Origin of the sequence: Streptomyces roseolilacinus (assembly GCF_014649335.1) — a bacterium.
GTDB classification, from domain to species: Bacteria; Actinomycetota; Actinomycetes; order Streptomycetales; family Streptomycetaceae; genus Streptomyces; species Streptomyces roseolilacinus.
In genome coordinates, this window is sequence record NZ_BMSV01000002.1 from 629,519 (window position 1) to 650,018 (window position 20,500).

13 protein-coding genes are annotated in these 20,500 nt (G+C 74.4%); 7 read left to right on the forward strand and 6 right to left on the reverse strand.

Translation table 11 applies throughout. The features are described 5' to 3' along the window. Positions 1-850: 850 nt before the first annotated feature. The 5 genes from IE106_RS06995 to IE106_RS07015 all read left to right on the forward strand — a co-directional run bounded on the left by IE106_RS06995 (position 851) and on the right by IE106_RS07015 (position 10,270). Complete coding sequence (locus IE106_RS06995) at positions 851-2,290, forward strand: aminopeptidase P family protein (protein ID WP_189530932.1); 1,440 nt, start codon at positions 851-853, stop codon at positions 2,288-2,290. A 574-nt stretch (positions 2,291-2,864) separates the two neighbouring features. Then, entirely contained in the window at positions 2,865-5,447 is a 2,583-nt protein-coding gene (locus tag IE106_RS07000; RefSeq protein WP_373295910.1) for a collagenase, read from the forward strand. A gap of 244 nt (positions 5,448-5,691) precedes the next feature. After that, a complete protein-coding gene (locus tag IE106_RS07005; protein ID WP_189530934.1) occupies positions 5,692-6,369 on the forward strand; it encodes a macro domain-containing protein in 678 nt (225 codons plus the stop codon). 85 nt (positions 6,370-6,454) lie between these two features. Next, positions 6,455-8,071, forward strand: a complete 1,617-nt coding sequence (locus tag IE106_RS07010; protein ID WP_189530936.1) for an ADP-ribosyltransferase domain-containing protein — start codon at positions 6,455-6,457, stop codon at positions 8,069-8,071. A gap of 447 nt (positions 8,072-8,518) precedes the next feature. Beyond that, on the forward strand, positions 8,519-10,270 hold the full coding sequence (locus IE106_RS07015) for a M4 family metallopeptidase (RefSeq protein ID WP_189530938.1): 1,752 nt from the start codon (positions 8,519-8,521) through the stop codon (positions 10,268-10,270). Between the two features lie 64 nt (positions 10,271-10,334). Here the strand turns inward: IE106_RS07015 and IE106_RS07020 are convergent, their stop codons facing one another. Genes IE106_RS07020 through IE106_RS07035 form a run of 4 tightly spaced genes read right to left on the reverse strand, consistent with a single transcriptional unit; the run spans position 10,335 to position 12,394 of the window. Beyond that, complete coding sequence (locus tag IE106_RS07020; protein ID WP_189530940.1) at positions 10,335-10,844, reverse strand: hypothetical protein; 510 nt, start codon at positions 10,842-10,844, stop codon at positions 10,335-10,337. Next, entirely contained in the window at positions 10,828-11,319 is a 492-nt protein-coding gene (locus IE106_RS07025) for an RNA polymerase sigma factor (RefSeq protein WP_189530942.1), read from the reverse strand. Before IE106_RS07025 ends, IE106_RS07020 begins: the two co-directional genes overlap by 17 nt. 41 nt (positions 11,320-11,360) lie before the next feature. Continuing rightward, complete coding sequence (locus IE106_RS07030) at positions 11,361-11,972, reverse strand: class F sortase (protein WP_189530944.1); 612 nt, start codon at positions 11,970-11,972, stop codon at positions 11,361-11,363. After that, the gene (locus tag IE106_RS07035; RefSeq protein ID WP_189530946.1) at positions 11,969-12,394 is read right to left on the reverse strand and encodes a Tat pathway signal sequence domain protein; all 426 of its coding nucleotides are present in this window, start codon (positions 12,392-12,394) and stop codon (positions 11,969-11,971) included. The genes IE106_RS07030 and IE106_RS07035 overlap by 4 nt, the downstream gene beginning before the upstream one ends. Before the next feature lie 465 nt (positions 12,395-12,859). On the opposite strand from IE106_RS07035, the gene IE106_RS07040 reads away from it, so the two are divergent. Together IE106_RS07040 and IE106_RS30815 are read left to right on the forward strand one after the other, a co-directional pair. Next, positions 12,860-13,513 carry an esterase/lipase family protein gene (locus IE106_RS07040; RefSeq protein WP_189531202.1) on the forward strand — a complete coding sequence of 218 codons (654 nt, stop codon included), beginning with the start codon at positions 12,860-12,862 and terminating at the stop codon, positions 13,511-13,513. Positions 13,514-13,745: 232 nt separating this feature from the next. After that, a complete protein-coding gene (locus tag IE106_RS30815; protein WP_189530948.1) occupies positions 13,746-17,183 on the forward strand; it encodes a phosphocholine-specific phospholipase C in 3,438 nt (1,145 codons plus the stop codon). 163 nt (positions 17,184-17,346) lie between these two features. Here IE106_RS30815 and IE106_RS07050 read toward each other — a convergent pair whose 3' ends face one another. Together IE106_RS07050 and IE106_RS30660 are read right to left on the reverse strand one after the other, a co-directional pair. Next, complete coding sequence (locus IE106_RS07050; protein WP_189530950.1) at positions 17,347-19,776, reverse strand: SCO7613 C-terminal domain-containing membrane protein; 2,430 nt, start codon at positions 19,774-19,776, stop codon at positions 17,347-17,349. Positions 19,777-20,078: 302 nt separating this feature from the next. Further along, positions 20,079-20,450 (reverse strand): ClpX C4-type zinc finger protein, encoded by a 372-nt coding sequence (locus IE106_RS30660; protein WP_373295911.1) that lies wholly within the window; start codon positions 20,448-20,450, stop codon positions 20,079-20,081. Positions 20,451-20,500 lie beyond the last annotated feature (50 nt).

Sequence of the window (20,500 nt, forward strand, 5' to 3'; positions counted from 1 at the left end):
TGGCACGGGGGTGACGGCCGCACCCCGGACCGGACTCCGGGCACCCGGCGCCGTGCCGGGCCCGCAGGGCCGCCCCGCGTTATGCCCGGCGCCGTGGGGGTCCTATGCCCGATCCCGTTGTCCCGGGAGGGCTGCCGTGGAAGTGTCGCAGTGCGTCCTCGTCCCCGCGTGACGGATCCGGTGCACGGCCTCTTCCGGTTCCCCGCGCGCTCCGCAGTACGGCCGCCTCGGAAGGAGGATCAGTGCGCGATCTCCGCTCATGCGCGCCGCCCCGGCGGTGAGCCCTTCGGCGGGCCGGGGCCGCCGGGCGCTCGGACGTCCCCCGGCGCCGGGGAAGCCGTGGGGCGCCTCGCCGGACGACGGGCTGCCCTCCCCGGGGCCGGCGCACGGGGAGCCGCTCGCCGGTGACCCGCCGCACGCGCGGAGCGGTACGGCGAGGAAGGGCGCGGGCACGCGCCTGTCGGGACTCCCCGCCTGAAGGGGACGCCCACCTGGCGCCGTTCGGCAGGCGCGACCGGACGGGCCCCTTCCCGCCCCCGTACGCGGAGCCCTCGCACCCGCCGGAGAAGGGCCGCCGAGGCGGCCGCCCCGATGACGTGGGATGCGGGAGACGACGGGACGGCCCCCTCCCGTACGCCCCCGAAAAGCGCCGGAACGCACCGCGGCAGCGGCCGACGGGACCGCCGGGAGACCCGGGTACGACGCACGCCGGAGACCGGTGGGGCGGTGCCCCGGGGACCACGCGGTCCCCGGGCGGCCCGCTGCCCTCCCGCGCGTCGCGCGCGATCCCGGCGGTCGTCGACCGCCGGTACGAAAGCCCCCCGAGGGGGGAACACACGACGGAAAGGTGATGACCACCGTGCAGAGCGACGAGAACCGGGACCGGAAGAACGGCCTGTACCGGCGCGTGAGCGACGAACTCGCCGCCCACATGAGGCAGGGCTGGGCGGACACCGAACACAGCGACCTGCGGCCCGCCCCGCAGGCGGCGTACGCGGCACGCCGCCGGGCCGAGCTGTCCGCCCGGTTCCCCGGAGAGCTGCTGGTGATCCCGGCCGGCAACGCCAAGGTCCGCGCGAACGACACCCACTACCCCTTCCGCCCCTCCTCCGACTACGCCTACCTGACCGGCGACCAGTCCCAGGACGCCGTGCTCGTCATGGAGCCGGACGAGGACGGCGGCCATCGGGCGACCGCCTACCTGCGCCCGCGCTCCGACCGTGACAACGGCGAGTTCTGGCTCGACTACCACGGCGAGCTCTGGGACGGCCGCCGCAACAGCCTCACCGAGAACGAGCAGGTGCTCGGCCTTCCCTGCCGCGACGTGCGCACCCTGCCCGATCGGCTCGGCGGGGCCGCCGGCCGCGTCCGCCTCCTGCGGGGGTACGACGCGGGCGTCGAAGCCGCCCTCGACGGCAGGGCGACCACGGAGCACGACGACGAGTTCCGCGTGGCCCTGTCCGAGATGCGCCTGGTCAAGGACGAGTTCGAGATCGCCGACCTCCGGTTCGCCTGCGAGGCCACCGTGCGCGGCTTCGAAGACGTCGTCCGCGTGCTCGCCACCGGGGAGCCGACCCCCGAGCGCCTCATCGAGGGCACGTTCTTCACCCGCGCGCGCGTCGAGGGGAACGACGTGGGCTACGCGTCGATCTGCGCGGCGGGACCCCACGCCACGACCCTGCACTGGGTGCGCAACGACGGCGAGGCCCGCCCCGGTGAGCTGCTGCTGCTCGACGCGGGGGTGGAGACCCGCAACCTCTACACGGCGGACGTCACCCGCACCCTGCCGGTCGGCGGCCGCTTCAGCCCGCTCCAGCGCGAGGTCTACGAGGCGGTGTACGCGGCGCAGGAGGCCGGCATCGCCGCCGTGAGACCCGGCGCCGGCTACCGCGACTTCCACGAGGCCGCGCAGCGCGTCCTCGCGGAGCGGCTGGCCGCGTGGGGGTTCTTCGGCGACCGGCCGGTCGACGAGGCGTACGCGCTCGGCCTGCACCGCCGCTGGACGCTCGCCGGCACCGGCCACATGCTCGGCCTGGACGTCCACGACTGCTCCAAGGCGCGTACCGAGATGTACGTGGACGGCACGCTGAGGGCGGGAATGGTGCTCACCGTCGAACCGGGCCTCTACTTCCAGGCCGACGACCTGACCGTCCCCGAGGAGTACCGCGGCATCGGCGTACGCGTCGAGGACGACCTCCTGGTCACCGAGGAGGGCAACGAGAACCTCACCGCCGGCCTGCCCCGGCATCCGGACGAAGTGGAGGCGTGGATGGCGCGGCTGCGGGGCTGAACGGCGCCGCGCCCCGGCGCCCGGCCGGTCGGTACGCGACCGCGGACCGGGCCGCCGGAGTGCGGCCGCCGGCGGGGCTTCGGCCCCCGCGACCGGCGGATCGGGTGGCCCCGGCCCTCGATCCGCCCGCCCGCGCGTGCCGTCGCCCCGCAGCGCGTCGTCCGGTCCCGGTGCACCGTCCCGCCCCGACGGGCGCCTGCGGCTTCGGGGAAGCGGGCCGGGCCTGGGGCGCCGTCCCCGGGGGACCGTACGGCGGGGGACCCTGACGACCGGTGATCCAGGAGTGCCGAACCCGCCACTGCGCCGGGCCCGCCGAGCGGGGAGGACGCCACCCCGTCTCCTGCCGTGCTCCCGCCCATGAGGCCCTGGACGTCCGCGAGTTCGGTCAGATGTCTTCCCCACGTAACGTCACCTGTGAAATGTTACATGGCACAAAGGTCGTGAGCATGTCACGTGCAGCCGCGCGGCGCCCCGTCCCGCCGTGGACGCGGACAGGAGCGCCGCACCGCCCCGCGACCCCGACCCCCCACCAGGGCCACCCCATCCCCATGGCCCGTCCCCCGGAGGAGACGCATTGAGAAGGACACTCGTTCGGCGATGCCTGGGCGCGGCGCTGCCGCTGGCCCTGGCCTGTTCCATGGGCGCGGGACTGCTCGCGCCGCAGGCGCAGGCCCGTACCGGCACCTCCCCGTCCGCCGCGCGCACCGTGGCAGGGGACACGCGGCACGACGGCCCGGCCCCCGCCGGGCCGTCCGCCACCGGGCACGCCGACCACGTGGGCGAGGGCCGCCTGGAGGCGTCCCGGATACCGCCCCTGTCCGCGGACAGGGACGCGCTCAAGGAGCCCTACGGCAACCACACCGAGCCACCGGCCAGGCCCTCCGTGTCAGGGAGGACGACCGGCGGGGACACGGCCGGAGCCCGGTCGGCCGCCGGCTGCGACGTCGCGGACTTCACCGGCCGCACCGGCGGCGCACTGGTGCGCCAGATCCAGGCGTCCACCACCGACTGCGTCAACACCCTGTTCGGCCTGACCGGGAGCGACGCCCACCACGCCTTCCGCGAAGCGCAGATGGCCACCGTCGCCCACGCGGTGCGCGACGGCTCGGCCTCCTACCCCGGCAACGCCACCACCGGCATGCCGCAGCTGGTGCTCTACCTGCGCGCCGGCTACTACGTGCACTACTACCACCCCGACGCCGTGGGGCCCTACGGCAGCACCCTGGGGACCGCCCTCCGCGCCGGCCTCGACGCCTTCTTCGCCAGCCCGCGCTCCCGCGACGTCACCGACGCCAACGGCGAGACGCTCGCGGAGGCGGTCACCCTCATCGACAGCGCCGAGGAGAACGCCCGCTACCTCCACGTCCTCAAGCGGCTCCTGTCGGGCTACGACTCCTCCTGGAACGCCCACCGGTGGATGCTCGTCGCCGTCAACAACGTCTACACCGTGACGTTCCGCGGCCACCAGGTGCCCGCGTTCGTCAGCGCCGTCCAGGCCGACCCGAGCCTGATCGACTCCCTGTACGGCTTCGCGACCCGCCACCTCGCCCTGCTGGGCACCGACCGGTCGTACCTCACGTCCAACGCCGGGCGGGAACTCGGCCGCTTCCTGCAGCACGCGGCCCTGCGCTCCAAGGTGCGTCCGCTGGCGGCCGGCCTGCTGGACAGGAGCTCGATCACGGGGGCGACCGCGCCGCTGTGGGTCGGCGTGGCCGAGATGACGGACCACTACGACAAGGCCCACTGCTCCTCCTACGGCACCTGCGACCTGCAGTCCCAACTGGCCCGGGCGGTGCTGCCGGTGACCCACGCCTGCAGCCCCGGCATCACCGTCAGGGCCCAGCAGATGACGTCGGGCGAGCTGTCCGCCACCTGCGCCGGCCTGCGCGGCCAGGACGCCTACTTCCACGACACCGTCCGTGACAGCGGGCCCGTCGCCGACGACCACAACAGCACGGTCGAGGTCGTGGCCTTCGACTCCAGCCGCGACTACCAGACCTACGCCGGCGCCATGTACGGCATCGACACCAACAACGGCGGCATGTACCTCGAGGGCGACCCGGCGGCCGCCGGCAACCAGCCCCGCTTCATCGCCTACGAGGCCGAGTGGCTGCGCCCGGCGTTCCACATCTGGAACCTCAACCACGAGTACACCCATTACCTCGACGGCCGGTTCGACATGTACGGCGACTTCACCGCCAACATCGCCACCCCGACCGTCTGGTGGATCGAGGGCTTCGGGGAGTACGTCTCCTACTCCTACCGGGGCGTCCCCTACGACGCGGCCATGGCCGAGGCCGGACGCGGCACCTACGCCCTGAGCACCCTGTTCGACACCACGTACGACCACGACACCACACGTGTCTACCGCTGGGGCTACCTCGCCGTCCGGTACATGCTGGAAAACCACCGCGGCGACGTCGACACGGTGCTCTCCCACTACCGCGCCGGCAGGTGGGACGCCGCCCGCGCCCACCTGACCGGCACCATCGGCACCCGCTACGACAGCGACTGGCGGGCATGGTTGGCGCGCTGCGCGGCAGGCGCCTGCGGCGGCACCACCCCTCCGGGCAACCAGGCCCCCACCGCCGCGTTCACCGACTCCGTCCAGGGCCTGCGGGTCGCCTTCACCGACCGGTCCACGGATCCCGACGGCTCCGTCGCGTCCCGGTCGTGGGACTTCGGCGACGGCACCTCCTCGACGGCCGCCCACCCGACCAAGACCTACGCCACCGCCGGGACCTACACGGTCAAGCTGACCGTCACCGACGACAAGGGGGCGACCGCCACCGCCGGCAGGACCGTCACCGTCGGCGGCGGCACCGTCGTCGAGTGCACCGGAACCGACCCCCGGGAACTGGGCAGGAACTGCCGGCGGAGCGACCAGGCCGCTGCCACGGGCGACTACGCCTACCTCTACCTGTACGTCCCGCCCGGCACCACCCGGCTGACGGTCACCACCTCCGGCGGCACCGGCGACGCGGACCTGTACCACAGCGGCACCACCTGGCCCGGCACCACCGGCTACACGCAGCGTGCGACCGGGGCGGGCAACCACCACACCCTCACCGTCACGAACCCGCAGGCGGGCGCCCACTTCATCAGTCTGCACGCCGTCGAAGGCTTCGCCGGAGTGACCGTCAGCACCAGCTACTGAAAGCAGGAAGGCAGGAAGGCACACGGCACCGCACCGGCGGGGCCCGGGACGGCACGCACCTCCGTCCCGGGCCCCGCCGCGCGGCGTTTTGTCCGCCGCGCGGCGATCCGCCGCCGCACCGGCCGCCGGCAGTCCGTACGCGCACGTGCCACGGGCCCACCGCCCGCCGCCGGCACGGCCGTTGTCAGTGGTCACCACTAGCGTCAGGGGTGTTGAAGGGCCTTTACCCCGACGGGAGTGGACGATGACCGAGAACCGCGCGAAGCCCGGGCTCAGGGTGGTGCTGACCGACGTCAACCAGCGTGTGGTGGACGAGTGGCGGGCGGCGTTCGCCGACACCCCCGGGATCGAGATCCGCAGGGGCTCGATCCTCGACGCGGACGTCGACGCCTGGGTCACCCCGACCAACTCCCGGGGCCGGATGGACGGTGGCGTCGACGCCGCCATCAAGCGGCATCTCGGCGCCGGCATCCAGCTGCGCGTGCAGCGGGCGATCCGCGACGGGTTCGCCGGCGTCCTCCCGGTGGGAAGCGCCGTCTGCGTCCCGTCCGGGGCGACCGTCCCGCGGTACGTGATATCGACGCCGACCATGGTGGAGTCCGCGCAGAACGTGAGCGAGACGCTGAACGTGGCACTGGCGTGCGCCGCCGCGTTCCAGGCCGTCCACCGGCAGAACCGGCAGGTGCCGGGCGGCATCCGGTCGGTGGCGCTCGTGGGGATGGGCGCGCAGACCGGCCGGGTGCCGGCCCGGGTCTGCGCCAACCTCATGTGGACCGGCCACACCCTCTTCCACGACCACTGCTTCGAGGACGACGACGAGCTGCGCTCGGTGATCACCGCGCAGCTCGACGGCATCGAGGACGCGCCGGTCGCGCAGCGGGTGCGCATCGTGCCGCCCAAAGGGCGTTCCTTTCGCTCCTGAGCCGCTCCGTCCCGCCGGCCACCCGGCCGGGGGGCCCGCCTGCGACCCTCCCGCCTCGGACACGACCACCGAAAGCCCTTCCCCCATGAGCGACGCCACCACCGCCCCGTCCCCCTCCGACGCCGACGATCCCCTGGGCCTCACCGAACTCTTCAGCGGGGGTGAGACCTGGCTGCCGCTCCTGAAGCCCGTCATCGAGGCGCAGCCGGACGCCGCCGAGTTCATCGGACAGGGCCGCAGCCCGGAGGTCGTCCCGGTCCGGGAGCTGACCTTCCAGGCGCTCAAGCCCCATCCGCCGCACAAGTGGAAGGTCGTCGTCTTCGGCCAGAACCCGTACCCGCGGCCGGAGAGCGCCACCGGCATAGCCATGTTCGACAACGCCTTCAACGACTGGAAGGACAGCCAGTTCGGCAGGGTCGTCAGCATCCGCTGCATCATCAAGGCGGCGGCCATGTGGAAGTACGGCATCGCCAGGAAGACACCCGTCGCCGACGTCCGCGCCCTGCTGGAGGAGCGGGAGACGGTCCAGCCGCCCGAGTGGTTCCAGGCCATGCTCACGCAGGGCGTGTTGCTGCTGAACGCCTCGCTCACCGCCAGCGGCGACGGCGCGATGAGGGCCGACCGGCACACCGCGTTCTGGCGGCCCGTCGCCGAGCGGATCGTCGAGGAGATCCTCAAGGCCAAGCAGGGCGCCGACGAGGAGGACCGCGGCGTCGTCTTCGCCTGGTGGGGAGCCCATGCCCGCAACCTGAAGAAGGTCGTCCTGCGGCTCCAGGAGAAGTACCCGGACGTCGAGGTGCGGCACATCGACCACGCCAACCCGGCGGCCCAGGGCGACATCTTCTGCGAGGGCGACCACTTCACCACGGTGAACGCGGCCCTCGCGTCCCTGGGCGCCGAGGAGATCGACTGGCTGCCGAGCAAGGGGTGGAACGAGGGACCGGCGAGCACCGGCGGCGGGGACGGCGACGTCGCGGCGCGCATGGGCGCCTTCATCGCGTCGACCATGGAACTGCACCAGCTGTACCTGGAGCGGCTCACCGGCGTCAAGGACGAGGGACTCGTCCTCCCGGCGATCACCGGTGTGTTCGACACCCCGCTGATGGACCTCAGGGACGCCGTCGCACCGGTCGCCGAGGTCCTGTCCGGGCTCGGCCGGCACATCGACCGCTCCGGGGAGTTCGGCAAGCGGCGGGCGGACGAGACGGCCGGCGACCTGTCCGCCGACGCGATCGCGGCGCTCCACCTCTACACCTGCGAGTCCGCCTTCTACCGGGAGATCAACGCGGTCCTCCGCTCCCCGGACCGGACCAAGGTCGTGCCCTACCTCCCCTATCTGCGGCTGCTCTTCTCGGCGGTGTCGGCGCTGCCCGCCCACACCCGGCCGCTGTGGCGGGGCGTGTCCTTGGACCTGCGCAAGCAGTACCCGGCCGGGCGGACCGTGACGTGGTGGGGCGTGTCCTCGTGCACCTCCGAGCTGAGCGTGGCCCGGTCGTTCCTGGGAAGCCGCGGCAAGCGGACGCTCTTCGAGGTCACTCCCGCGCGCGCCGTGCCGATCCGCAGCTTCTCCGCGTTCACCGGAGAGGAGGAGTACATCCTCGCGCCGGGCACCCAGCTCAAGGTGACGGACGTGACGACCGAGCGCGGCGGCCTGTGCACGGTCAAGCTGTCCGAGGTGGACGCCGCCCCCCTCGTCTCCTGACCCCCGCCGCCCCGCTCCCGGCTTCGCCGTGACCCGGCGAAGCCGGGGGAGGCGGCCCCGGGCGAGCCGCGCGAGACCGAAGCCGCTCGTCCGGGTGGTGGCCCGCCGCCCACGTGCGGGGGAGGCCGCACACGCTCCGGGAGGGGCGGGCCCCCCGCCTTCCGGGCGCCCGGAGCCCGCACGGAGGAACCTCCGGACCCGACGGGACACGGCCGGTGGTGGCCGGGGCCGCACCGACCGGACAGTGGCCGCCGACCCGGTTCATTTCCCTTTCAAAAGTACGACGTTCCACCATCGTGAACGCCTTTCGTACGCGGCCGGAAATTCCGCCTCCCCGGCCATTCGTTCTTCCCCCCCAAGGCAATTGCCGGATTTATCGGCAGGGGGTGATGATGGAGGGGGGAAATCCCAGGAAAGGCGGAGGGGACCGAAGAGTAGGGGTGCGCCATGCCGCATCTTCAGCGCTACCGATATCACGTCGTCGACGACCCTCGGGCTCACGAGGAGGCGCTCGGACCGGAGACCGTCCGCGACACGCTGCGCGGTTTCGGCGAGCCGGGGGCGGATTCCGCGGAAGAAGCCCCGGAACCGGCCATCGAGTTCCACTCCCCGGCCTCGGCGGCGCGTTTCTACCTGTCCGAGATGCTGCAGGAGCAACCGCAGCCGGAACTCCGCAGCGTGGTCCGCGAGGACCGGCCCGACCGGGTGCCGGACCTCGCGCTCCTCGACGAACGCACACAGGAGGCCACCGCCACCACGATCGTCCGCTTCGAGCAGACCCATGACGAGATCCCGGTCTTCGGTACCGCGGCCATCGTGGAGGTCGACCGCGGGAACCGGCTCGTCTCGCTGGACTGCCGGCTCGGTGAGGTGGGCGGGGTCAGTCCGGTTCCGGAACTGGGCGGGACGGACGCGCTCGCCAGGGTGGCCGACCTCACGGGCACCCCGATCGACGCCGAGGAACTGCCACCGCCGGCACTGACCTACGTGAACCACCATGACGAGTGGCGCCTGGCCTGGCACTTGCGCGACGTCCCGGCGCAGCCCCCGGAAGCCCACCGCACGGACGACCAGCGCGGTCACGGACTCGACCCCTCCCCCCGGGACGACTTCCCGCTCACCGGGTACCTCGTCGACGCCTCCACCGGCGAGGTCCTGTGGTCGTACGGCATGACCCCGACGGCCACGGCCGTGGTGCCCGTCAGCCTGGAGGGCGATGACGAGAGGAGCGTCCACCACCGGTTCCACGGCAGCGAGCAAGCGGGCTTCTACCTCCTCGAGGACAGGAGGGGACAGATCACCACCTACGACCTGCAGTACGCCGACTGCGCCCAGGGGAACCTGCCCGGTACCGCGCTCGCGTCACGGAACGCGAACCTGGGGGGCGACCACCGGGCGGGCGTCTCGGCCCACGTCAACGCCGCCCGCGTCTCCAGGTTCTACCGGGAGGAGCTGCGCCGCAACGGGATCGACGACGCGAGCATGGGGCTGGTCTCCACCGTCAACTGCACCTACAGGCGCCGCGGCACCCCGCGTCAGGAGTGGCGCAACGCCATGTGGTGGCGTCGGCGCATGTGGTATGGGCAGATCTCCGACGGTGACCGGCTGGTCAGCCTGGCGCTCCACCTCGACATCGTGGCGCACGAGATCACGCACGGAGTGATCGAGACCTCCAGCGGCCTCGTCTACCAGGACGAGTCGGGAGCGCTCAACGAGTCGCTCGCCGACACCATGGGCGTGATCATCGCCAACTGGTACGAAGCCGCCGACCGCCACGACGTCGGCACGTGGACCTGGCACATCGGCGCCGGGCTCGGTCCGGGCGGCTCACCGCTGCGCGACATGAGGGACCCCACCACCACGGGCGACCCGGCGCACATGGACCAGTACGTGCGCACCCCCCACGACAACGGAGGCGTGCACCAGAACAGCAACATCCACAACAAGGCCGTGTACCACCTGCTGACGTCGACGGACGCTTCCGGGAACCCGCTCCTGGGCGTCGACCAGTGGGCACTGCTGGTGTACCTGGCCATGCTCCGGCTGCTGCCCCTGTCGGGCTTCCAGGACATGCGGAAGGCCCTGCACGCCGTGACCAAGACCTATCTGATGGGCAACGCGGCGCTGAGGGCCTCGGTGGCCTCGGCCGTCGACGACGCGTACGGCCGGGTGGGCGTCCGGGCGGACGCCCCCGGGTAGCGCTCCGCCGGGCCGGGCGCCCCGGGTTCGGCGTCGCCCTCCGCGAGCGGCGCCGCGTGAGGGGTCACCGGTCCGGCGCCACCGCCGTGCCGTCGTACCCCGAGGGCATGGGCGCGCTGCTCGGCCGGGCCGACGTCCCGTCCCCGGGCGTCCCCGACGGCGCTGCGCCGTCGGGGGACGGGCTGCTCGGCACGGCGGTCGGCGTCGACCTCGGTGCCGAGGACACGGAAGCCTCGGGCGCGGGCCCCTGCGAGGGCGTACCACGGGAAGGGGCGGGACTCGGCGAGGTCGCCGGGGCGGGGGCGACGGGGGCCGGGGCCAGCGGAGCCGTCGGGCGCGTGGGGTCGGTGGGGACCGCCCAGGGCAGCGACAGCGAGATCAGGGCGGCGGCGGCAGCGGTGGCGCCGGCGCCGGCCGCGGCGCGCAGCAGGCGCCGGCGGGACGCCGCCCGGCGGATCGCCTCGTAGCGGCCGGGGGGCGGCCCCAGGCGGTCGCCGCCCGGGCGCAGCACGACCAGCAGCGGATCGTCGTCGTCCCGCTCGAACCCCGGCTCGTCCTCAAGGTGTCTGGTCAACGCTTCTCCTCAGATGGACGCGGAGCAGTTCGCGGGCCGCGTGGAGGTCGGCCTTGACGGTTCCCTCCTTGCGTCCGGTCAGCACGGACACCTCCCGGATCGGCATGTCAGCGTAGTAGTGGAGGAGGATCGGCACGCGCAGTCGCTCCGGCAGGGACTGCACGAGCAGCCGTACCGAGGGGTCGGCCTGCTCGGGATGGGGGCGGACGGCGACCTCGGCGGTGACCCGGCGCACCGCCCGGCGCTCGCGCTCCAGCTTGCGCCAGTGGTCGCGGACGAGGTTGGCGGCGGTGACGTAGAGGAAGCCGCGGGGCTCCTCCACGGCCGTCCAGCGGGCCCAGAGCCGGGTGAACGCCTCCGAGGCGATCTCGTGGGCCGTCTCGTCGTCGTCGACGAGCCGGCGGCACCAGCCGGCCAGGCGCGGATACAGGGCGGCGAACAGCTCGGACGCCGCCCTGTCACGGGACCGTTTCAACGTTCTCCATGGTCGTGAGGGTATGCGGTACGCACGGTCGGTCAGGAGGTCGCGGGGCCCGTCGCGCTCAGCGCGGCGAAGGCGATCACGTTGTCCCGGTACTCCTCGCCGACCCGCGGGCCGCCGCAGGTGATGAGCCGCAGCTCCGGCCGGTCCACGTCCCCGTAGACGTCGTCCGTCGGGAAGTCGGCCTTCGCCACCGTCCGTACGGCGGTGACCGTGAACCGCGCCGTCGTGCCGTTCTCCAGGCGCGCCTCGATCCGGTCGCCCCGGTGCAGCCGCGCGAGGTGGCGGAAGACGCCGTCCCCGTGGGCGCCGACCGTGACGTGGCCGAGGACGACCGACGGTCCGACCTGGCCCGGCGTCGGGGAGTGCCGGTACCAGCCCGCGCGGTCGTCGTCCGTGACCGGCGGGACCTCGACCGTGCCGTCCGCCGCCAGCCCCAGCCGTATCACCGGGGTGTCGACCCCGATGGCCGGGATGCGCAGGCCGATGGGGACCGACCGTTCCAGGGGCCGCACCGGCTCCGCGGGGACGTGCGCGGACGAGGCCGTGGTCCCGGGGCGTACGGGCGCGTCCCCGCCGCCACCGCAGCCCGCGAGCAGCACGGCCGGCAGGGCGGCGGCGAAGGCGCGCCTGGAGAGCGGGGTCATGCCCCGGTCGCCGCCCGTCGGCGGCGTACGACGAACACGCCCGCGCCGCCCGCGAGGAGCACCGCCCCGGCGCCCGCGCCGACGAGCCCGGCGCCGCCCCCGGAGGACCGCGGTCCCGCCGCTCCGGTGTCGGGCGCGCCCTTGGGCACGGCGGACACCTGACCGGCCACCGGAGACGGCACGGCCGTCGGCGCCGGCGAGCTGACGGAGGGTGCCGGCGCGGGGGAGCTGACGGACGGCGCCGGCGCGGGGGAACTGACGGACGGCGTGGGCGCCTGGGACGGCTCGGTGCCGGGACCGGGCGTGCTCGCGGTCGGGGGAGCGGAGGGGACCGCGGTGGGGTCGTCGGCGAACGCGGGCGCCGCGCCCGCCAGTACGGCGGAGCAGGCCAGTGCCGCGGCGCTGAGGATGGTTCGGTGCATGGGTCGGTTCTCTCTCGTCGGTCCACGCGGATGCCGCGTGGGGTGTGGACGTGGATCGGACGGAGAGACGAGGCGGCGGTGGGGCGGGTTGTAAAGAGACGGCAAAGTCGCGTCGTCCCGTCCCGGCCCACTCCCCGGGCGGTCGTGACGACGTGTCCGTCGGGGCGCCCGCTCCGGCCCGCCCCGCGCGGCGTCAACCGCCCCGGCACGTACCGGAGGAACCGCGGACCTCGACGACCGGGTTCACGAGCCGGCCCGGCGCCGTCGGCGCGGCCGGGAAGCCGGCCCACCGGCGAAAGGCACGGCCCCGGGCCGTCGCCGAACGACCCCGGAGTCCCGCGCTGTCACGTTTCTGCGGTGAAACCCTGCCCCCGGGCGGGTGAGTACGCACGTCGGGGCCTGCCGCTCCGGCCGCCGGGGCGCTACAAACCGAGCGTGATCAGGAACCTGTCGCGGAGCTCGTCCATGCTCCTCCTCGCGCTCGCCCCCCTCCTCCCCGCCTCCTCCGCCGCCGCCGACGACCAGCACCGGGCCGCCCGCCCCGACCCGATCGTCTTCGTCCACGGCTGGAACTCCGACGGCTCCGCCTGGCAGACCATGGCCGACCGGTTCCGGGCCGACGGCTGGCCGGCCGACCACCTCGACCGGTGGAACTACGACTCCACACAGTCCAACGCCACGACCGCCGCACGACTCGCCGACGAGGTCGAACGCGTCCTGCGCCTCACCGGCGCCGCCAAGGTCGACGTCGTCACCCACTCCATGGGCGCCCTGTCCTCCCGCTACTACCTCAAGAACCTCGGCGGCACCGCCAAGGTCGACGCGTGGGTCTCCCTGGCGGGACCCAACCACGGAACCGAGACCGCACGTTGGTGCGGCGGCGCCCCCTGCGTCGAGATGCGACCGGGCTCCGACTTCCTGAACGCGCTCAACACCGGTGACGAGACCCCCGGCTCCCCCCGCTACGCCACCTGGCGCTCACCGTGCGACAACGTCGTCAGCCCCCAGAGCAGCGTCGCCCTCTCCGGCGCCCTCAACACCACCACCGGCTGCCTCGGCCACAGCGAGCTGCGCACCGAGAAGACGGTGTACGACCAGGTCAGGACGCACGTCCGCTGAGAACCGTCCCGCCACTCCTCCGGCCGCCCGCAGGTGCCCGGCCCGGCGCGTCAGGCGACACCGACCTCCACCACCGTCCCGGCCCCGGAGTCTCCCGGCCGTCCCACCCGCCGGCGGGAAACCGGGCCCGGGCCCACGGGCGGTGGAACAGCCGACGTCCCCCGGTGAACGGCCGGCGAAAACTCGCCGCACGGGGTTTCCTGTTCGGTACACGCACCCTAGCGTCCCCGCCATGTCCACCGTTTCCCGCCGTAAGGTCCTCGGCACTCTCGCAGGTGGGGCCGCGTTGTCCTTCCTGCCCCCGTCGTTGCACAAGGCGATGGCCGCGCCGATGCCGCACGGCGGTCTGCGTGCCATCGAGCATGTGATCGTCCTGATGCAGGAGAACCGTTCCTTCGACCACTACTTCGGAACCCTGAAGGGGGTGCGCGGCTTCGGCGACCGGACGCCGCTGCGCCTGCCCTCGGGGACCGACGTCTTCGCGCAGCCGCGGCCCGCGGGCGGCGCGGTCCTGCCCTTCTCGGCCCGCCGGGCGGCGGTCGACGCGGGCCGCCCGGAGAGCGACATCCAGTACCTGGGTGCGCTCGCACACGGCTTCCACGACGCCAACCAGGCCCGGGCGAACGGCTGGTGGAACGACTGGGTCGCGGCCAAGACCCAGAGCACCATGGCCTTCTACGACCGGCGTGACATCCCGCTCCAGTACGAACTGGCCGATCGCTTCACCCTGTGCGACGCCTACTTCTGCTCGGTCCACGGCTCGACGAACCCCAACCGCAACTATCTGTGGACCGGTACCACCGGCTACGAACCGGACGGCGTCGAGCGGGCCGTCACCAACGCCGCATACGACCACGACCACGCCGGCTACACCTGGACGACGTACCCCGAGCGCCTGGAGGCGGCCGGTGTCTCCTGGCAGATCTACCAGGAGTGGGACAACTTCACCGACAACGCGGTGGAGTACTTCCGGCCCTGGAAGGAGATCGGCCGGAAGATCCTCTCCAAGGTCAGCGGCTCCTACTCCACCACCGAGCAGTTCTACGACAGCCTGCTGCGCAAGGGCCCGGAACAGCGCGGGGCCGAGCTGGCCGAGTTCCAGCGGGGCGTCGACGCGCTGACGGAGGCCGAACGCCGGCTGTTCCTGCGGGGCGCCCACCGCTCCGAGCCGGACACGCTCGTGCGGCGGATCCGGTCCGACATCGACCGGGGCACCCTGCCCCGGGTCAGCTGGGTCGTCCCGACGGCGGCGCTCTCCGAGCACCCTGGCACCTCCACCCCGGTCGGCAGCGCCCACCTGGTCTACGACCTCCTCGACGCCCTCGCGAGCGACCCGGATACCTGGTCGAAGACGGTGCTGTTCATCAACTTCGACGAGAACGACGGCTACTTCGACCACGTGCCGGCCCCGGTCGCGCCCCGGCCGGCCTCCGGCAACGACGACGACTGGTTCGACGGCCGTCCGGTCGGCCCCGGCCCGCGCGTGCCGATGACGATCGTGTCGCCCTGGACGGTGGGCGGCTTCGTCAGCTCCCAGGCGTTCGACCACACGTCGGTCATCCGGTTCCTGGAGAGGTGGACCGGCGTCCGCGAACCCAACATCAGCGCCTGGCGCCGCAGTGTGTTCGGGGACCTCACCTCCGCCTTCGACTTCCACCGGCGCCACCGCCCGCCCGAGGTCGAGCAGCCCGGCCCGATCCCCGCGCCGGTCGGCCGCTGGAAGCCCGTACCGCCGAAGAACCAGACGCCGCCCGAGCAGGAACCCGGCACCCGCCGCACCCGTCCCTCGCCGTACCGGCTGTCCCTGCGTTCCGACGTCACCCGCACCGGCGTCCGCCTCCGCCTCGGTAACGACGGATCCACCGGCGCCTGGTTCACCGCCTACCCCGGCGACGGCACCGCCCCGCACACCTGGACCGTCCCCGCGCGCGAAGACGCCGACCACACGGTCGCGTACGACGGCAGCGGCTACGACCTGCAGGTGCACGCTCCCGGATGGTCCGTGTGGGAGCTGCGCGGCGCCGGCGCGGGTGCCGAGGCGCACCTCGCCGAGCAGCCGGCCGCCGGCCGGGTGCGGATCGTGTGCTCCAACCCGTCCGCCACCACCCGCAGGCTCCTCGTCGGTGAGTCGGTCCACTCCCGCGGGCACGGCGACCGCGTGCACACCGTCACCCTCAGGTCCGGAGCCTCGCACACGGTGCGGCTGCGCCCGGCGGACCACGGCTGGTACGACATCGTGGTCGTCGACCGTGACGACCCGGCTTTCCTGCGCCGCATGACCGGCCGCCTGGCCCACGACCGGCCCGGCGTCACCGACCCGGCCACCGGCACCCCTCCCGCGCTGGCCGCGACCGTCGGCCTGCCCGAGCCCTTGCCCTCCCTGGGCACGCCGTTCGTCCAGGGCAGCCCGACCGACGTCGTCGTCACCCTGCACAACCGGAGCCACGGCCGGCTCGACGACCTCTCCACCGCCCTGATCGCCCCGTCCGGCTGGGCGGTCGAACGGACCGGCCCGTCCCCCCGGACGCTGGCGGCCGGGGACACGGCCGACCTGCGCTTCACGGTCACCCCGTCCGGCGACGCCACCGCCGGCCGGCTGGCCGTCACCGCGCACGCCCGCGGCGACGGACTGCTCAGGCTCGCCGACACGCGCGTGCGCACCGAGGTCGCCCCCGCCCTGACTGTCACGCTCACCGGCCCGGCGAGCTCGCCCGGCACCGACGGCGCCGTCCTGTCCCCGGGCCGGCCGGCCACCGTCGAAGCCACCGTCACCCATGCCGGCGGTACGCCCCTGACCGGCCTGACCGTCACGCCGGTCCTCCCGGAGGGCTGGAAGGCCACCGCCCGGGGCACCGTGCCGACGTCGGTTCCCGCACGCTCGGACGTGACCCTGGCCTGGGACGTCGTCGCGCCCCTCACGGCCGCGCGCGCCTTCGCCACCCTCAGGGCGGTCGTCACGGCGAAGTGGGGCGCCGGCACCACGGAGGCGTCCGCGTCGCTGCCCGTCAGGACCGGTCCCGTCATGACGGGCCACCTCCTCGCGGAGGACTTCGAGTCCGTCGCCCCGGCGCTCGGCCCGGCCGCCGACCTCGACCGCCCCGGCCTGCTCGGCTGGACCCGGACCGTCCCCGGGGGCTGGACGGTCACCAACGCGCCCGGCATGCCGCAGGGCACGAGGGAACTGCAGGGCTGGACGCTCGTGTCCAAGCAGTTCTGGTTCCCCGCCGGGCAGAACCGCTCCCACTTCACCCGGGGCCTCGGTGTCGTCGCCGTCGCCGACCCCGACGACTGGGACGACACCGGCGGCCCGTCCGGCCGGGGCCGGTTCGACTCCACCCTGACCAGCCCGGCGGTGGACATCCCACCCGGCACCTCCACCCTGCACCTGGGCTTCGACTCCCACTACCGGCAGGAGAGCCCCCAGGAGGCGGAGGTCACCGTCGAGTTCGACTCCGGCGACAAGGTACGGCTGCTCCACTACGGCGGCGCCGCCTCCGGCGACACCGGCCAGGACCGGGACCAGGAGAACCGCCTGGTCCGGCTCTCCTGCCCGGTCCCGGCCGGGGCCGGCTCGGCAAAGGTGTCCTTCCGGCTCTTCAACGCGGGCAACAACTGGTACTGGGCGATCGACCACGTCCGCCTGGGCACCGCCCCGATCACCGACGCCTGACCACCGGGCCCCGCCCCGCCCGGCGGGACCCCCGTCGGGCGGGGCGGGCCCGCGCCTGCCGGGCGCCGTGGCGGCGGCCGGCCGGTCACCCCGGTACGTTCCGCCGGAGCCGTGGGGCCCTGCCGCCGGCCCCCCGGGCGGGGCCGGTCCCACGCCCCGCCGGTCACCCCATGCGCCCCACCGCCTCGCGCAGCCGCCGCAGCTCACGCAGCCGCCGCTCGTACGTCGCGCCCACCACCAGCAGCAGCAGCCCGGCCAGGGCCGGCGGCAGCCACCGCGGCAGCACGCCCACCACCTGCGCCACGTACGGAGCCAACTCGTGCAGCGCCACCAGCACCAGCACCCCGCCGCCCAGCACCAGCGGCGCCTGCAACCGCCACCGGGCCCCCGCCAGCGTGACCCCCAGCGCCACCACGCCCAGCAGGAGCGGCCGCAGCGGGCCCGCGTCGCCCCATGCCGCACAGAGGCTCGGCACCAGGCCCGCACCGAGTCCCGGCCCGTACGCGACCCACGACCCCGTACCGGCGTCACGCCGCCTGCGCAAGGCGCCCACCACCAGCGCCGGCACCGCCACCGGCAGCGCGTACGCCTCCGGAACCGTCACCTCCCACAGCGCGAGCCGCACCCACGCCGCCGCCACGAACAGCACCGCCGCCACCGGCCCCGCCACCCGGAGCCGCTCCGGCCGCGCGGCCGTACCCGCCGCGATCACACCCGACAGGCCCAGCACCAGGGCCAGCACCCCGGGCCGCCCCACCGAAAGGGCCACCGCCACGGCACCCACCGCCGCACCGGTCCACTCCACCGGCGCCCCCGCCGCGTCCCGCCGCAGCCGGGCCCCGAGACCGGCCGTCGCACCCGGCACCACCAGGAGCGCCACCGCCACCCAGTACGCCGGCCACCCCGCGGCCGCCCCCGCGGCCCCCACGAACCCGGCCGCCGCCACCACCGCCCCGCACGCCGACGACGCCCGCAGCCACCGCCGCGACCCGCCCGCCACGGAAGCCCCCGCGAACAGCGCCACCAGCGAGCCCAACACCACCAGCGTCGCCGCCTCCGTCACCAGCCCGGACACCGTCACCGCCGACGCCGCCACCACCGCGCACCCGAACCCGGCAGCCGCCGCGACGTCCGCGCCCGTCACCGCCTCCGGCAGCCCCGCGACGACGTACCGGGGACGTACCGCCACGCCCAGCAGCGCCGCCACCACCAGCAGGTGCACCGCCAACACCACCCCGTACGGCAGCCCCGCCGCCACCGGCACCACCAGCGCCACCAGCGCCCCCAGGCCCAGCGCCACGCACCGCGCGGCCACCCGCACGCCCGGCCCTCCGGACCCGGCGGGCACCACCGCCCCGGACGCCAGCACACCGCCCACCAGCAGCGCCGCCACCACCGCCGGCCACACCCCGACCGAACCCGCCGGCACCGCACCCGACCACACGTCGGGCACCCGCTCCACCGGCACCCGCAGCAGGTGCGGCACGGCCACCAGCAAGCCCACCCCCATCAGCCCGTCCGACGCCCACACCAGCCCGCGCCGCACCGCCTCCGGCACCACCCGCACCGCCGGGCCCGCGGCCACGGCGACCACCGGCAACGCCGCACACGCCACGTACCCCACCCCCACCCACGCCCCGGGCACCACCGCGCGCAGCAGCCCGCCCCCGGCCGCCGTCCACGCCGACGCCGCCACCACCGCGCACGCCACCGCCCAGGCGCCCTCGACCCGCCACGCGACGACGACCCCCAGCGCGGCGCCCGCCAGCAACAGCAGGACGGGCTCCACACCCCCGCCGCGCAGCGACGCCTCGAAGCCCGCCGGCAGCGCGTACCCCGTGGTCATCCCGGCCGCCGCCCACGCGGCCGCCCTCACCGCCACCGAACGCACCCGAAGCGCCAGCGACACGTCGCCCGTCCCGGTCGCCAGCAGCACCCACGCCACCGCCTGCCCGTCACCGTCGAAGGCCGACACCCCCAGCAGGAAAGGAAGCTGGCCCATCACCACCGCCGCGGGAAGCGGCGCGCGCAGTCCACGGAACGCGAGCCCGTACCCCGCCCACAGCGCACACAGCAGCGCCGCCGCCACCGCCGCGTACCCCGACGCGCCCCACGCCCACGGCCCGGACACCAGGTACAGCGCCCACGCGTCCAGCACCGTCAGCGCCAGCGCCAGCGCGGCCACCGTCTCCGCCGTCGCGGACAGGCCGCGCCGCAGCAGCGCCACCGGAACCCCGAGGGCCACCGCCGTCACCACGCCCAGCACCGCCGTGCGGCCGCCGATGCCCAGCGCCCCCCAACTCACCAGCGTGAACGCCAGCGCCGCGATCGCCAGCAGGGCCCCGCCCAACGCCAGCAGCACCGTCCGTACGCCCCACGCCGACGCCTCGCCCCCGGGCCTGCCCCACGCCGCGGCACCGCCCGCCACCGGGCCCGCCGCGCTCGCGGCGCCGGCCGGCTGTGCGGCCTCCCCCCGCAGCACGTGGAGCAGCCACGTCCGGCGCGTCAGCAGCATCGCCCGGCGGGCGTCCAGTTGGGCCAGTTCACGATCGACGAGCACCAGCTCCTGAGCCGGTGAAGGAAGGCTGTCCATGCCGGGCAGTGTGGTGCCCGGCACGCCTTCACGGCATGCGCGCGGCTACTCAGGTCGGGGTGAGTACCCGTTCCGCGCGCGGGCCCCTTCCGGGGGTGGAGCCACCGCCACTTCCGCGGCGTCCGGCCCCGCCCCGGCCGCCGCCGCGCCCGCGCCGTGCTCCTCGAGCCGCTCCAGGGGGAGGGGCGAGGACGGTGATGCCCCCAGGCCGTACCTTCCTCGCGGACCGATCGTCGGTCCGCTCCCGCGGTCCGGGGCCCGTGTGCCGGTCGGGCGTTCCCGGGTCGGCCGGCGCCCCGGGGTCACTCCTCCCCGGAGAACCGCTCCCAGGCCGACTGGCGGGTGATGCCGAGCGCCTCGCCGATCCTGGCCCAGGTCACGCCGCGCCGCCGCAACTCCATGACCCACATGCGCAGATCGGCCTCGACCTGATCGGCGACCGACGCGACCCGGGGCAGCCGCTCCAGCATCTCCGCATCGGTCAGCTCGCCCCACATCGGCATCCGCAGCTCGACCGGGCCCGGACGGTACTCGGCCACGATCGAGGCGGCCAGGTCCACGCACTCGTTGCAGATGTTCACCCCCGGGCCGGCGATCAGCTTGACCGACTCCGCCTCGGGCTTGCCGCAGAACGAGCAGGCCCGACCGCCGCGTTCCTCCATCCCCACCGGCACGACCTCCCCTTTTCCCACCACGGCCTGGCTGTCAGGCCGGTCCTGACGAT

Excerpts from the sequence above, each read along its gene's own strand:
- IE106_RS07015 (WP_189530938.1), top strand. The coding sequence starts at position 8,519 with ATGCCGCATCTTCAGCGCTACCGATATCACGTCGTCGACGACCCTCGG.
- IE106_RS07040 (WP_189531202.1), top strand. The coding sequence starts at position 12,860 with ATGCTCCTCCTCGCGCTCGCCCCCCTCCTCCCCGCCTCCTCCGCCGCC.
- IE106_RS07035 (WP_189530946.1), bottom strand. The coding sequence starts at position 12,394 with ATGCACCGAACCATCCTCAGCGCCGCGGCACTGGCCTGCTCCGCCGTA.
- IE106_RS07005 (WP_189530934.1), top strand. The coding sequence starts at position 5,692 with ATGACCGAGAACCGCGCGAAGCCCGGGCTCAGGGTGGTGCTGACCGAC.
- IE106_RS07010 (WP_189530936.1), top strand. The coding sequence starts at position 6,455 with ATGAGCGACGCCACCACCGCCCCGTCCCCCTCCGACGCCGACGATCCC.
- IE106_RS07030 (WP_189530944.1), bottom strand. The coding sequence starts at position 11,972 with ATGACCCCGCTCTCCAGGCGCGCCTTCGCCGCCGCCCTGCCGGCCGTG.
- IE106_RS06995 (WP_189530932.1), top strand. The coding sequence starts at position 851 with ATGACCACCGTGCAGAGCGACGAGAACCGGGACCGGAAGAACGGCCTG.
- IE106_RS30815 (WP_189530948.1), top strand. The coding sequence starts at position 13,746 with ATGTCCACCGTTTCCCGCCGTAAGGTCCTCGGCACTCTCGCAGGTGGG.
- IE106_RS07050 (WP_189530950.1), bottom strand. The coding sequence starts at position 19,776 with ATGGACAGCCTTCCTTCACCGGCTCAGGAGCTGGTGCTCGTCGATCGT.